At 73.3% G+C, this 14,051-nt stretch carries 11 protein-coding genes; 4 read left to right on the top strand and 7 right to left on the bottom strand.

Annotated elements, in window-relative coordinates:
* Positions 1-24: 24 nt before the first annotated feature.
* The 3 genes from ACIRBX_RS13660 to ACIRBX_RS13650 form a co-directional block, all read right to left on the bottom strand.
* Entirely contained in the window at positions 25-1,098 is a 1,074-nt protein-coding gene (locus ACIRBX_RS13660; RefSeq protein WP_402296291.1) for an NAD(P)/FAD-dependent oxidoreductase, read from the bottom strand.
* Positions 1,099-1,154: 56 nt separating this feature from the next.
* Positions 1,155-2,054, bottom strand: coding sequence for a sigma-70 family RNA polymerase sigma factor (locus ACIRBX_RS13655; protein WP_402296289.1), 900 nt, complete (start codon positions 2,052-2,054; stop codon positions 1,155-1,157).
* Between the two features lie 74 nt (positions 2,055-2,128).
* Positions 2,129-2,644, bottom strand: a complete 516-nt coding sequence (locus ACIRBX_RS13650) for a MarR family winged helix-turn-helix transcriptional regulator (protein WP_402296287.1) — start codon at positions 2,642-2,644, stop codon at positions 2,129-2,131.
* Between the two features lie 61 nt (positions 2,645-2,705).
* On the opposite strand from ACIRBX_RS13650, the gene ACIRBX_RS13645 reads away from it, so the two are divergent.
* A complete protein-coding gene (locus ACIRBX_RS13645; protein WP_402296286.1) occupies positions 2,706-3,653 on the top strand; it encodes an EamA family transporter in 948 nt (315 codons plus the stop codon).
* 83 nt (positions 3,654-3,736) lie between these two features.
* On the opposite strand, the gene ACIRBX_RS13640 is transcribed toward ACIRBX_RS13645, so the two are convergent.
* Together ACIRBX_RS13640 and ACIRBX_RS13635 are read right to left on the bottom strand one after the other, a co-directional pair.
* The gene (locus tag ACIRBX_RS13640; RefSeq protein WP_402296284.1) at positions 3,737-5,773 is read right to left on the bottom strand and encodes an ABC transporter ATP-binding protein; all 2,037 of its coding nucleotides are present in this window, start codon (positions 5,771-5,773) and stop codon (positions 3,737-3,739) included.
* Positions 5,770-7,503: an ABC transporter ATP-binding protein gene (locus ACIRBX_RS13635; protein WP_402296282.1), complete on the bottom strand. Its 1,734-nt coding sequence runs from the start codon at positions 7,501-7,503 to the stop codon at positions 5,770-5,772. Before ACIRBX_RS13635 ends, ACIRBX_RS13640 begins: the two co-directional genes overlap by 4 nt.
* Before the next feature lie 282 nt (positions 7,504-7,785).
* Between ACIRBX_RS13635 and ACIRBX_RS13630 the strand changes: the two genes are divergently transcribed.
* The 3 genes from ACIRBX_RS13630 (at position 7,786) to ACIRBX_RS13620 (ending at position 12,402) form a co-directional block, all read left to right on the top strand.
* Positions 7,786-9,681, top strand: coding sequence for an AMP-dependent synthetase/ligase (locus tag ACIRBX_RS13630; RefSeq protein ID WP_402296280.1), 1,896 nt, complete (start codon positions 7,786-7,788; stop codon positions 9,679-9,681).
* A gap of 115 nt (positions 9,682-9,796) precedes the next feature.
* A complete protein-coding gene (hemW, locus tag ACIRBX_RS13625) occupies positions 9,797-11,026 on the top strand; it encodes a radical SAM family heme chaperone HemW (RefSeq protein ID WP_402296278.1) in 1,230 nt (409 codons plus the stop codon).
* A gap of 92 nt (positions 11,027-11,118) precedes the next feature.
* Positions 11,119-12,402, top strand: a complete 1,284-nt coding sequence (locus ACIRBX_RS13620) for a glycosyltransferase 87 family protein (RefSeq protein WP_402296276.1) — start codon at positions 11,119-11,121, stop codon at positions 12,400-12,402.
* Here the strand turns inward: ACIRBX_RS13620 and ACIRBX_RS13615 are convergent.
* The gene (locus tag ACIRBX_RS13615) at positions 12,390-13,229 is read right to left on the bottom strand and encodes a DUF3097 domain-containing protein (protein WP_402296274.1); all 840 of its coding nucleotides are present in this window, start codon (positions 13,227-13,229) and stop codon (positions 12,390-12,392) included. The two genes, ACIRBX_RS13620 and ACIRBX_RS13615, sit on opposite strands and share 13 nt — an antisense overlap.
* Positions 13,230-13,276: 47 nt before the next feature.
* The gene (locus tag ACIRBX_RS13610; RefSeq protein ID WP_402296273.1) at positions 13,277-14,011 is read right to left on the bottom strand and encodes a DUF2785 domain-containing protein; all 735 of its coding nucleotides are present in this window, start codon (positions 14,009-14,011) and stop codon (positions 13,277-13,279) included.
* Positions 14,012-14,051 lie beyond the last annotated feature (40 nt).

Here is a 14,051-nt window from a genome sequence, read left to right as displayed (position 1 = left end):
CGGAGGCGGGGGCCCTTCGCGTGCTCAGCGCAGGTTCTTGACGATCAGCTTGACGATGTAGCCCTTGGTCCAGCGGCCGAGCGCGCCGGTCAGCACGGTGTTCCGCATCGAGTCGTCGGGGTGCACCAGCTGCACCATGCCGTCCCTGCGGCCCAGGCTGATGCACTGCACCTGGTACTTGAAGGCGAACGGCTTGTCGGTCCTCCCGCTCAGCAGGTCACCCAGGTAGCCGCCCTGCGGCAGCGCGGTGGCGCAGGCCATCCGCAGCTCGCCGATGCCAGCCACCCGCACCTGCGCGGCGTCGCCGATCACGTGCACCTCGGGGTGCGAGACCGAGCGCAGGTACTCGTCCACCACCGCCCGGCCGTCGGCGGTGACGGTCAGGCCGGCCTCGGCGGCCAGCTCGTACGGCTCCATCGCGGCGGTCCAGGCGACCAGGTCGGCGTCGATCGCGCCCGCGTCGGTGCGCACCCCGGCGGCGGTCACCGAGGTGACCGGCAGGCCCTCGTGCACCTCGACGCCGAGCCGCTCGAAGGTCCGCCGGACGTACGCCCGGCCCTTGGGCGAGAGGTGGTGGCCGACCGGGGCGGCCGAGACGATCCGGACCTTCCAGGCGGGGTGGGTCTCGGCCAGCTCGGCGGCCAGCTCGATGCCGGTCAGCCCGCCGCCGACCACCGCCACGGTGCCGGGCTCCGGCGCCGCCGCCATCCGGGCGGCCAGCTCGGCGGCCCGCTCGGCCGGGTGGGCGTGCTCGGCGGCGCCCGGGACGCCGTGCCAGGCGGTCCGGCTGCCGACCGCGTAGACCAGGGTGTCGTACCCGACCGTCTCGCCCGAGTCCAGCAGCACCTTGCGGGCGTCCAGGTCCAGCTCGGTGGCGCGGGCCCGCTTGTGGGTCACCTGACGGTCCGCCAGCAGCTCGGCCAGCGGCGGCCGGTGCTCCGGGTGGCCGGCGAAGGTCTCGTGCTGGCGGGTCCGGTTGAGGAAGCGGTCCTCGGGGGCGATCAGGGTCACCCGGTGCTTCCGGCCGGCCCGGGTCGCCGCCGACAGGCCCGCGTAGCCTGCGCCGATCACGACGATGTGCTGCTGCTGGGTGGTCATCCCGTCCTCCTGCGGAGCGCTTTCGGTTGCGTACGGCAGGAGGACGGGACAGCGGCTCAGGATGTGACGGTGATCCGGGTCACATGGGTGAGCTTCTCCGGGTTGACCACCACGTGGGCCTCGGTGATCCGGCCGTCGGTGAGCTCGAAGACCACCACGCCGAAGACGGTGCCCTCGGCGTCGTGCCAGGCCATCCCGGGGACGCCGTTGATCAGCACCGGCGCCCAGCCGACGCCGGCCTCCGGGGCGATGAACTTGGCGTACAGGCCGACCACCAGGCGGGCGACCTTGTCGACGCCGGAGATCGGGCGGACGCCCGCCGAGACGATGCCGCCGCCGTCGGAGTGCCAGACCACCTCGGGGTCGAGCAGCGCCACCAGGCCCTGGATGTCGCCCCGGGTGGCGGCCGAGGCGAAGGCGGAGACCACCTCGCGGTGGGCCGTGCGGTCGACGGTGGTGCGCCGCCCGCCGTTCTTCATCCGGCGGCGGGCCCGGGAGGCCAGCTGGCGGGTGGCGTCCGGGGTGCGGTCCAGCGAGCCGGCGATCTCGTCGAAGCCGATCGCGAACACGTCGTGCAGCACGAAGGCGGTGCGCTCGGCCGGGGTGAGCTGCTCCAGCACGGTGAGCAGCGCCATCGAGACCTCCTCGCCCAGCTCGGCCAGCTGCGCGGGGGAGGCGTCCTCGGAGACCACCGGCTCCGGGAGCCACTCCCCGTAGTACGCCTCCCGGCGGTGCCGGGCCGAGCCCAGCTGGTCGTAGCAGAGCCTGGTCACCACGGTGGTGAGGAAGGCCCGCGGCTCCTCCACCCTGCTCCGGTCGGTGGCCCGCCAGCGCAGCCACGCCTCCTGCAGGATGTCCTCGGCGTCGCTCACCGATCCCAGCAGCCGGTACGCCACCGAACCCAGGTAGCGCCGCAGCGCCTCGAACTCGTCCACCCCTGACGTTTCATCGGTCACGCGGTCACCGTACCGCCCGCCCGCCGGGGCCCGGCCCGGGCCCCGGCAGTCGTGGGCCGGGGGTTGACGTCCCGTCAGCCGCCGGCCGAGGCCAGCAGGCGGCGGAGCAGTTCGTTCAGGGTGGCGGTCTCCTCGGGGGTGAGCACCGCGATGGTCCGCTGGTAGACCTCCACGCCGGGCCCGACGGCCCGCTCGACCATGGCCAGGCCCTCCTCGGTGAGGGTGATCCGCAGGCCCCGGCGGTCGTTCGGGTCGGGGGAGCGGGTGATCAACCCGGCCCGCTCCAGCTTGTCCAGACGGCCCGTCATGCCGCCGGTGGTGAGCATCAGGGTGGCGGTCAGCTCGCGCGGCGAGAGGGTGTACGGCTCGCCCGAGCGGCGCAGGGTGGCCAGGACGTCGAACTCGCCCCGGCCGATCCCGTGGCCGGCGTGCACCTGGGAGACCGAGTCGGTGACGGCCCGGGAGATCCGGCCCATCCGGCCGAAGACCGTCATGCCGTCGGTCGCCAGGTCCGGGCGGACCGCGTTCCACTGGGCGGCGATGGCGTCCACCGCGTCGGGGGTGGGGGGCTGCTCGGTCTGCTCGCTCATGGGGGAAGTCTGCCACAGGAAAGTGACTTGACGGCAAGTAGCTTGATGGTAAGTTACTTTCATGCTTCCGAACTTGCGCACCCTGGCCCTCACCGCACTGGCCCCGCTCGCCTGGGGCTCCACCTACCTGGTCACCACCGAGTACCTGCCGCCGGACCGCCCGCTGCTCACCGCCACCCTGCGCGCGCTCCCGGCCGGGCTGCTCCTGCTGGCCTTCGCCCGGCGGCTGCCCAAGGGCGGCTGGTGGTGGCGGGTGCTGCTGCTCGGCTCGCTCAACATCACCCTCTTCCTGGCGCTGCTGTTCGTCGCCGCCTACCGCCTGCCCGGGGGAGTGGCCGGCGTGCTCGGCGCGATCCAGCCGCTGGTGGCGGCCGGCCTGGCCGTCCCGCTGCTCGGCGAACGGGCCGGTGGCCGGGCGGTGCTGGCCGGGGTGGCCGGGGTCTTCGGGGTCGCGCTGGTGGTGCTGAAGGCCACCGCGCAGCTGGACACCGTCGGGGTGCTGGCCGGGCTCGCGGGGGCCGGAGTGATGGCCCTGGGCACCGTCCTGACGAAGCGTTGGGGCCGACCGGAGGGCGTCGGCCCGCTGGCCATGACCGGCTGGCAGCTCACCGCCGGCGGGCTGCTGCTGGTGCCGATCGCCCTGCTGGTGGAGGGCGCACCGCCCGCGCTGACCGGCGTCAACCTGCTCGGCTACCTCTACCTCGCGGTGCCCAACACCGCCGTGGCGTACTGGCTGTTCTTCCGGGGCGTCGGCAAGCTGCCCGCCTCCTCGGTCGCCTTCCTCGGCCTGCTCAGCCCGGTCTCGGCCACCGTGCTCGGCTGGGTCTTCCTGCACCAGTCGCTGACCGCCCTGCAGATGCTGGGCATGGGCATCGCGCTGGGCAGCACCGTGGCGGGCGCGCTGTTCGCCGTCCGGCGCGGCTCGGCCGGCCGGGTGGTCGCGGAGGTCCAGCCGGCCCCGGCCCCGGCCCCGGCCCCCGCACGGGTCCGGGCCCGCCTCGGAAGCTGAGACGGGCCCGGTGGGTGAAGCGGTCGTGCGGTCTGGAGCGGGTGGCCGGGGTCGGTCGGCCTCGGCCACCCGCCTCGCCGGGGTCAGTCGACCTCGGCCACCGCCTGGCTGAACTGGGCCTGGTAGAGGCGGGCGTAGGCCCCCTCGGCCGCGATCAGCTCCTGGTGGGTGCCCTGCTCGACGATCGAGCCCTCCTCCATCACCAGGATCACGTCGGCGTCCCGGATGGTGGAGAGCCGGTGCGCGATCACGAAGCTGGTCCGGCCGCTGCGCAGCCGGGCCATCGCGCGCTGGATCAGCACCTCGGTCCGGGTATCGACGGAGGAGGTGGCCTCGTCCAGCACCAGGATGGACGGCTGGGCCAGGAAGGCCCGGGCGATGGTGATCAGCTGCTTCTCGCCCGCGCTGACCCCGGTGCCCTCGTCGTCGATCCTGGTGTCGTAGCCCTCCGGGAGGGTGCGGACGAAGCGGTCCACGTGGGCGGCCTTCGCCGCCTCCACCACCTGCTCGCGTGACGCCCCGTCAGCCCCGTACGCGATGTTCTCCGCGATGGTGCCGCCGAACAGCCAGGTGTCCTGGAGCACCATGCCGATCCCGGACCGGAGCTCCTCCCGGGACATCGCGGTGATGTCCACGCCGTCCAGGGTGATCCGGCCACCGGTCGGGTCGTAGAACCGCATCAGCAGGTTGACCAGGGTGGTCTTGCCCGCCCCGGTCGGGCCGACGATGGCCACCGTGTGGCCGGGCTCGACCTTCAGCGAGAGCCCGTCGATCAGCGGCTTCGCCGGGTCGTAGCGGAACGACACGTCCTCGAACGCGACCAGCCCGCGCAGCACCTCGGGACGCTCCGGCCGGGCCGGTTCGGCGGACTGCTCGTCGGCGTCCAGGAGTTCGAAGACCCGCTCGGCCGAGGCGACGCCGGACTGCACCAGGTTGGCCATCGAGGCGACCTGGGTGAGCGGCTGGCTGAACTGCCGGGAGTACTGGATGAACGCCTGCACGTCGCCGATGGAGAGCGCGCCGGAGGCCACCCGCAGACCGCCGACCACCGCGACCAGCACGTAGTTGAGGTTGCCGATCAGCATCATCGCGGGCTGGATGATCCCGGAGATGAACTGGGCCTTGAAGCTGGCCCGGTAGAGCGCCCCGTTCTCCTCGGCGAAGGTCTCGGCCGCCTGCGCCTGCCGCCCGAAGACCTTCACCAGGGCGTGCCCGGTGTACATCTCCTCGATGTGCGCGTTGAGCGTGCCGGTGGACTTCCACTGGGCGATGAACTGCGGCTGGGCCCGCTTGCCGACCTTGGTGGCGACCACCACCGAGACCGGTACCGAGATCAGGGCGATCAGGGCCAGCAGCGGGGAGATCCAGAACATCATGGCCAGCACGCCGACGATGGTGAGCAGCGAGTTCACCACCTGGCCCATGGTCTGCTGCATGGACTGGCCGATGTTGTCGATGTCGTTGGTGGCCCGGCTGAGCACCTCGCCGCGCGGCTGCTTGTCGAAGTAGCTGAGCGGCAGCCGGGCGATCTTGGACTCGACGTTCTCGCGCAGCCGGTAGACCGCCCGGTTGATCGCGGTGGCGGCCAGCCGGCCCTGCACCACGCCGAAGACGGCGGAGAACAGGTAGATCAGCAGGGTCCAGCCGAGCACCGTCCCGATCGCGCCGAAGTCCATGCCCTGGCCGGGGACGAAGTCCACCGAGCCGAGCAGGTCGGCCACCCCGCCCTGGCCGTTGGCCCGCAGGCCCTCCAGCACCTGGGCCTTGTCCACCCCGCCCGGGGTCTGCCGGCCGACCACCCCGGCGAAGATCAGGTCGGTGGCGTGGCCGAGCACCTTGGGGCCGGTCACGGCCAGGCCGATGCTCAGCACGCCGAGCGCCAGGACACCGGTCAGCAGCGCCCGTTCGGGCCGCAGGGTGCCGAGCAGGCGCTTGGAGGAGCCCTTGAAGTCCATCGACTTCTCGGCGCCCTGGGCCCCCATGAAGCGTCCCGGCCCGGCCGGACCCCGCCGGGCGGCGGCGGTCTGCGAATCCGAACCGCCGGCGTCCGCCCCGGCCTTCGTCAGGTCCGGCCTGCCGTCGGGCGGCTGAGGACCCGTCGGGTCCTTCGGGGTGGTCATGCCGCCTCCTGCTCGGTGAGCTGGGAGAGCACGATCTCCCGGTACGTCGGACTGCCGGCCATCAGCTCGTGGTGGGTGCCGGCGCCGACCACGGCGCCCTCGTCCAGCACCACGATCAGGTCGGCGTCCCGGATGGTGGAGACCCGCTGCGCCACGATCAGCACCGCCGCCTCGGCGGTCTCCCGGGCCAGCGCGGCGCGCAGCCGGGCGTCGGTGGCGTAGTCGAGCGCCGAGAAGGAGTCGTCGAACAGGTACACCTGGGGCCGGCTCACCAGCGCCCGGGCGATCGCCAGCCGCTGGCGCTGACCGCCGGAGACGTTCGAGCCGCCCTGGGCGATCGGGGCCTCCAGGCCCTCCGGGAAGCGCTCCACGAAGTCCTTGGCCTGGGCCGTCTCCAGCGCCTGCCAGAGCTCCTCGTCGGTGGCCGCCGGATTGCCGTAGCGGAGGTTGGAGGCGACTGTGCCGGAGAACAGGTACGGCTTCTGTGGCACCAGGCCGACGGTGGCGGCGATCACCGCCGGGTCCAGCTCGCGGACGTCCACGCCGCCGAGCAGCACCTGCCCGCCGGTGGCGTCGAACAGCCGGGGCACCAGCCCGAGCAGGGTGGACTTGCCGCTGCCGGTGGAGCCGATCACGGCGGTGGTCCGGCCGGGCCCGGCGACCAGGTCGATGCCGCGCAGCACCGGGGCCTCGGCGCCCGGGTAGCGGAACTCCACGTCGCGCAGCTCCAGCTGACCCCTGGTCAGCAGCTCGGTGACCGGGGCGGCGGGCGGGGCCACGCTGCTCTCGGTCTCCAGCACCTCCTGGATCCGCTCGGCGCAGACCTCGGCGCGCGGCACCATCATGAACATGAAGGTGGCCATCATGACGCTCATCAGGATCTGCATCAGGTAGGAGATGAAGGCGGTCAGCGCGCCGATCTCCATGCCGCCGGAGTCGATCCGGTGGGCACCGAACCAGATCACCGCGACGCTGGAGACGTTCACCACCAGCATCACGCTGGGGAACATGAAGGCCATCAGCCGTCCGACCCGGACCGAGACGTCGGTCAGGTCGGCGTTGGCACCGCCGAAACGATCCTGTTCGTGACGGTCCTTCACGAAGGCCCGGATGACCCGGATGCCGGTGATCTGCTCGCGCAGGATGCGGTTGACCGAGTCGATCCGGGTCTGCATCGAGCGGAACATCGGCCGGACCCGGCGGATCAGCACCAGCACCACCGCGCCCAGCAGCGGCACCACGACCAGCAGCAGGGCGGAGAGCGGCACGTCCTGGTTGAGCGCCATCAGGATGCCGCCGAAGCACATGATCGGCGCGGCCACCATCAGGGTGAAGCCCAGCAGCACCACCATCTGGACCTGCTGCACGTCGTTGGTGGTGCGGGTGATCAGGGAGGGGGCGCCGAAGGAGTTCAGCTCCCGGGCGGAGAAGCTCTGCACCCGGTCGAAGACCTCGGCCCGGACGTCCCGGCCGACGGCCATCGCGGTGCGGGCGCCGTAGTAGACGGCGCCGACCGAGCAGAGCGCCTGGACCAGGGTGACGGCGATCATCACGCCGCCGACCGAGAGGATGCGGCCGGTGTCCCCCTTCACCACGCCGCTGTCGATGATGTCGGCGTTCAGGGTGGGTAGGTAGAGGGCGGCCAGGGTGGCGACCAGTTGGAGCAGGACCAGCCAGCCGATCGGCCGGGCGTGGGCCCGCAGCCGGGGCCGTAGCAGTTTGAGTAGCACTGGGACACTTTCGTCGTACGTCGTGGGAGTCGCAGCCCATTTTCGGGGTTCCGGCGAGGCGCCGGGGGGTTTACCGTGTGCCGACCAAGGGGTTTTGTCGTCTCTTTGCACGGCGCGGAGAGCCGGGTGCCAGGTCCGTGTACCCCCTTACGGATCGGCTTCCCAGCCCCTAGGCTGCTGGCACCCAGTTTGTTACTCGCTGGTTAACCAGTCCGTCCGGTCGGCCGGCCCCCACGCCACCGGGCTCCACCCTCGGCCACCCCGCCACCCCGGAGGTCCTCGTTGAGTTCCGCGCAGTCCACGATCGACCGGCGCCCGCCGTCGGTGGCCCACCTGTTCCAGAACCGCGTCGAGGCCACCCCCAACGGTGAGGCGTACCGCTTCCCCGTCCCGGTGGACGAGCACGCGGCGGACGGTGCCCCCGGTGCCGAGCAGTGGCGCTCGCTGACCTGGAAGCAGACCGCCGAGCGGGTGCACGCGGTGGCGGCGGGCCTGATGACCCTGGGAATCGGCCCGGAGGACCGGGTCGCGCTCTCCTCCTCCACCCGGATCGAGTGGATCCTCGCGGACCTCGGCAACATGTGCGCGGGCGCCGCGACCACCACCGTCTACCCGAGCACCAACGCCGAGGAGACGGCCTTCATCCTGGCCAACTCGGAGAGCAAGGCGCTGTTCGCCGAGAACACCGCCCAGCTGGCCAAGGCGGTCGAGCGCAAGGCCGAGCTGCCCGAGCTGCGCACCGTCATCCTGTTCGACGCCCCGGGCGGCGCGCTGGAGACCGGCGGGCTGGACGTGCTCACCCTGGACGAGCTGGAGCAGCGCGGCCGGGCGCACCTGGCCGAGCACCCGGACGCGGTGACCAAGGCGATCGAGGCGCTCGACCGCGAGCAGCTGGCCACCTTGATCTACACCTCCGGCACCACCGGCCGCCCCAAGGGCGTCCGCCTGGTGCACGACTGCTGGGCCTACGAGGGCGTGGCCCAGGAGGAGAGCGGTCTGCTCCGCTCCGACGACGTGCAGTTCATGTGGCTGCCGCTGTCGCACGTCTTCGGCAAGACCCTGATCTCGGGTCAGATCCGCACCGGCCACGTGATGGCGCTGGACGGCCGGGTGGACCGGATCATCCACAACCTCCCGGTGATCCGCCCGACCCTGATGGCCAGCGCCCCGCGGATCTTCGAGAAGGTCTACAACGGCATCGCCGGCAAGGCCCGGGCCGAGGGCGGCGCCAAGTACAAGATCTTCCTGTGGGCCGCCAAGGTGGCCCGCGAGCACGCCCGGATCGGCCAGGCCAACCGGATCGCCACCGGCCGGGACTCGGTCCCGTTCGTCCTCGGCCTCCAGCATTCGATCGCCGACAAGCTGGTCTACGCCAAGATCCGGGCGGCCTTCGGCGGCCGGCTGCGCGGCGCGGTCTCCGGCAGCGCGGCGCTGGCCCCCGAGATCGGGTACTTCTTCAAGGGCGCCGGCGTCCCGGTGCTGGAGGGCTACGGCCTGACCGAGACCAGCGCCGGCTCCACCGTCAACCGGGCCGAGGACTTCCGGGTCGGCACGGTCGGCGTGCCGCTGCCGGGCACCGAGGTCCGGATCGCCGAGGACGGCGAGATCCTGCTCAAGGGCCCGGGCGTGATGCGCGGCTACCACCAGCTGCCGGAGCAGACGGCGGAGGTGCTGGAGGACGACGGCTGGTTCCACACCGGCGACATCGGCGAGATCGACAACGGCTACCTGCGGATCACCGACCGCAAGAAGGACATGTTCAAGACCTCGGGCGGCAAGTACGTCGCGCCCAGCGAGGTGGAGGGCAAGTTCAAGGCGGTCTGTCCGTTCGTCAGCAACATCCTGGTGATCGGCAACGGCCGCAACTACTGCACCGCGCTGATCGGCCTGGACGAGACGGTGATCATGCCGTGGGCGGCCGAGCACGGCCTGGCCGGCAAGTCGTACGCCGAGGTGGTGGCCAGCCCCGAGGTGAACGAGCTGATCGACGGCTTCGTGCAGCGGGTGAACGGCGAGCTCCAGCGCTGGCAGACCATCAAGAAGTTCAGCCTGCTCCCGCGCGACCTGGACATCGAGCACGGCGAGCTGACCCCGAGCCTCAAGATCAAGCGGCCGGTGGTCGAGAAGACCTACGCCGACGCGGTCACCGCGATGTACGCGGGGTCCAACGAGGCGTGACGCCCGGCGGTCCGGGCTCCGGCCCGGGCCTGCGTTCGGTGCTCGGGCCCGGGTGTGCGGTCCGGGCTCGGGGTCCCGGTCCGGGGGCGCCCTCCCGGTACCGGACAATGGGGGCATGCCCTCCGCACTTCCCGACGGCGAACCGCTGCCGTCCGACGGTTCGCTGCCCGACTCCGCGCTCGCGGAGGTCGGGCGGCGGCCGTTCGGCTTCTACCTGCACGTGCCGTACTGCGCCAGCCGCTGCGGCTACTGCGACTTCAACACCTACACCGCCACCGAGCTGCGCTCCTCGGGCGCCGTGGCCTCCCAGGAGACCTACGCGGACAACCTGGTGAGCGAGATCCGGCTGGCCCGCCGGGTGCTCGGCGACGCCGACCTCCCGGTCGAGACGGTCTTCGTCGGCGGCGGCACGCCGACCCTGCTGCCCGCCGCCGACCTGGTGAAGGCGCTGGCCGCGATCCGGGACGAGTTCGGCCTCGCCCCCGGCGCCGAGGTCACCACCGAGGCCAACCCCGAGTCGGTCGACCCGGCCTACCTGGCCGAGCTGCGCGAGGGCGGCTACAACCGGATCTCCTTCGGCATGCAGAGCGCCAGGCCGCACGTGCTCCAGTTGCTGGACCGTCACCACACGCCCGGACGGCCGGAGGCGTGCGTGGCCGAGGCCCGGGCGGCCGGCTTCGAGCACGTCAACCTGGACCTGATCTACGGCACCCCCGGCGAGTCCGACGACGACTGGCGGGCCTCGCTGGCCGCCGCCATCGGCGCCGGGCCGGACCACGTCTCGGCCTACTCGCTGATCGTCGAGGACGGCACCAAGCTGGCCGCCCGGGTCAAGCGCGGCGAGCTGCCGATGATCGACGACGACGTGCACGCCGACCGCTACCTGATCGCCGAGGAGGCGCTCTCCGCCGCCGGGTACTCCTGGTACGAGGTCTCCAACTGGGCCACCACCGAGGCCGGGCGCTGCCGCCACAACGAGCTGTACTGGACCGGCGCCGACTGGTGGGGCGCGGGCCCCGGCGCGCACAGCCACGTCGGCGGGGTCCGCTGGTGGAACGTCAAGCACCCGGCGGCGTACGCCCAGGCGCTGGCCGAGCGGCGCACCCCCGGACAGGGGCGGGAGCTGCTGGCGGCCGAGGACCGGCGGGTGGAGCGGATCCTGCTGGAGCTCCGGCTGCGGGACGGCTGCCCGCTCTCGCTGCTGACGGCCGACGGGCTGGCGGCGGCCGGCCGGGCACTGGCCGACGGCCTCCTGGACGGCGCGGCGTACGCGGACGGCCGGGCCGCGCTGACCCTGCGCGGGCGGCTGCTCGCGGACGGGGTGGTCCGCGACCTGGTGGACTGAGGCGCCGCTGACGGGCCGTCAGCCGGGCGGGCGGTCGTCCGCCGGTGCTTCGTACCGGAAGGACAGCGGCCGGGCAGGCTAACCTTGGCCGGATGAGTGTCCTCTCCCCGCGGCCGGTCGGCCCCGCCCCGGACCGCCCGGCAGAGGGCACCGTCGGCCGGCCCGTGCACCCCCGGTGGTCGTCCTGGTGCTTGCCGCTGCTGCTGGTGAGCGCGGTGGCGGCCCTGGCGGTCGGGCTCTCCTCGCCGCCCGGGACGGCCCAGCGGTGGTGGGGGGTGCTCGCCGGCCCCGGGTACGCCTCGGCGGCGCTGGTCGCGCTGGGCACCCGACGCCGGTGGGGGAGGGCTGCGGCGGTGGTCGCCGTCCTCGGCTCGCTGGTGCTGCCCCTGCTCTGGCTCACCGTGCTCGGCCGGGCCCAGATGGAGGTGGGCGTGATCGAGCGCGGCACCCGCCTGCTGCTCGACACCGGCACCCCCTACCTGCACGCGCCGCAGGCGGTGCGGGAGTTCAACCCCTACCTCCCGGGGATGTCCCTCTTCGGTCTCCCCGCCGCGCTGTTCGGTGGTGGGGGGCTGGTCGGCGCGCTGGCCGGGGCCCGGCTCTGGCTGGTGCTCGGCACGCTGGCGGCGCTGGCCTGGTCGGTCCGGCTGGTCCGGCCCGCCACCGGGCCCGCTGACGGCCCGTCAGGGCCCCCGGACCGCCTGACCAGGCTGCTCTGGCTGGTGGCCTGCCCGGTGCTCGCCCTGCCGTTGGCGATCGGCGGGGTGGACCCGCCGGTGATCGCGCTGCTCTGCCTGTCCCTCGCCTTCGCCCGGCGGGGCGAGGCCGGCCGGGCCGGGGTGGTGGCCGGGCTGGCGGCGGCCCTGAAGTGGACGGCCTGGCCCGCCGTTCCGGTGCTGCTGGTGCTCCTCGCGGCCGTGGCCGGGCGGCGGGCGGCGCTGCGCTTCACGGCGGCGGCCGGGGCGGTGGCCCTGGTTGCCGTGGTGCCGGTGCTGCTGGCCGATCCGGAGGCGTTCCGGCAGAGCGTGTTGCTCTACCCGTTCGGGTTGAGCGACACCGCCTCCACCGCCGCCAGCCCGCTGCTCGGCCAGTTGCTGGTGGTGCTGTCGCCGGAGCACGGCAGGACGGTCGCGGTGGTGCTGATCGGCCTGAGCGCACTGGCCGTCGGTGTCTCGCTGCTGGTCCGGCCGCCGCGCGACGTGACGGCGGCGGCCGGCCGGCTGGCGCTCGGGCTGCTGCTGGCGATCCTGCTGTCCCCGGCGACCAGGATCGGCTACGCGGTCTACCCGGTGGTGCTGTACCTCTGGCCCCGGCTCTTCCTGCCCGGAGCGCTCCCGCTGCGCCCGGCCGGAGCATCGGCGGCTCAGCCCTCCTGACCCGCCGTCACGAAGTCGATCAGCTCCTCGACCCGGCCCAGCAGCGCCGGGTCGAGGTCGCGGAAGGAGTTCACCGAGGCGAGGATGCGCTTCCAGGCCGCCGGGGTGTCCTCCGGCCAGCCCAGCCGGCGGCAGACCCCGAGCTTCCACTCCTCGCCGCGCGGCACCTCGGGCCAGCCGGGGATGCCCACACTGGACGGCTTCACAGCGGCCCAGACGTCGACGTACGGGTGGCCGACCACCAGCACCTCGGCCCCGGTCACCTGCTGGGCGATCCGGTGCTCCTTGGTGCCGGGCAGCAGGTGGTCCACCAGCACCCCGAGCCGCCGGCCCGGACCGGGCCCGAAGTCCGCGACGATCGCCGGGAGGTCGTCCACGCCCTCCAGGTACTCCACCACCACGCCCTCGATCCGCAGGTCGTCACCCCAGACCCGCTCGACCAGCTCGGCGTCGTGCCGCCCCTCCACGTAGATCCGGGACTCCCGGGCCACCCGGGCCCGGGCCCCCGGGACGGCCACCGAGCCCGAGGCGGTCCGCCCCGGCCCCTGCGGCGGGCCGGTCCGGGTGGCGGCCGGCCGGACCAGGGTCACCACCCGGCCCTCCAGCAGGAAGCCGCGCGGCACCATCGGGAAGACCCGCTGCCTGCCGTGCCGGTCCTCCAGGGTGACGGTGAAGCCCTCCGCCGTCTTCTCGCACCGCACCACCGCCCCGCAGTAGCCGGTGGCCGCCTCCTCCACCACCAGGTCGCGCTCGGCCGCCACCTCCGGCGCCGGCTGCTGCCGCTTCCACGGCGGGGTCAGGTCGGGTCCGTACTCCTTGCTCCGCATTCCCCGGAGTCTACGAGCCGCCCGCCCCGCTCACCGGTCGGCGCCGCTCACCCCGCGTACGGTGCGGCGATCGCCAGCACGCCGGCCACCGCCTCCCGCACCGCCGCCCGGTGACGGAGCATCAGCGGATCGCCCTGGTGCCCGCGCGGCCGTACGCCGCGGTCCGCCAGCAGGTAGACCACCCGGAGGGTGCGGAGGGTGTTGGAGGCGAACGGCGGTACCGGCCCGGGCTCGGCCCGCCCGAACTCCGCCACCACCGGGTCGAGCCACCCCAGCGCCTCACGCTCCGTCAGTTCCTCCCGGGTCAGCACCACCCCGAGCGCGCAGCCGATCCGGTCGTCCTCCATCGCGTCGAAGACCTGCCCGGTCGGTGCCAGCAGGCGCAGCACCCCGAGCTCCAGCAGCGGAGCGGGCGGAACCTCGGGATGCCGGCCGAACGCGGCCAGCAGGTCGGCCCCGTGCGCGGCGGCGTGCAGCCAGCCCATCTGCGGGTCGTACCCCCGCAGGTCCGGCTCCGCCGGGTACCAGTCCGCGAACGCCGCCAGCCACTCCGCCCGGTGGGCCCCGGCCTCCACCAGCCGGGCCAGCACCAGCGCGGCGAAGCTCCGCGCCTGCACCTCAGGATCGCCGAGCCGCCCGGCCAGTTCGTCCCCGAGCCGGAGCCGCTCCGCCTCGTCCAGCTCGGGGACGAGCGCCGCCAGCCGGACGTAGGCGTGGTCGTCCCGGACGGCGGGGTCGGGGGAGCGGAGGCCGGTCAGCAGTCCGGGCAGTTCGGATCTCATGGGCCGTCAGACTACGTTCCCCTCCCGGTGGGTGCCATTG

Origin of the sequence: Kitasatospora sp. NPDC096147, from assembly GCF_044763225.1 — a bacterium.
Classification (GTDB): domain Bacteria; phylum Actinomycetota; class Actinomycetes; order Streptomycetales; family Streptomycetaceae; genus Kitasatospora.
The sequence above is the reverse complement of the archived record's forward strand: the minus strand, read 5'-3'. Positions and strand labels throughout refer to the sequence as shown.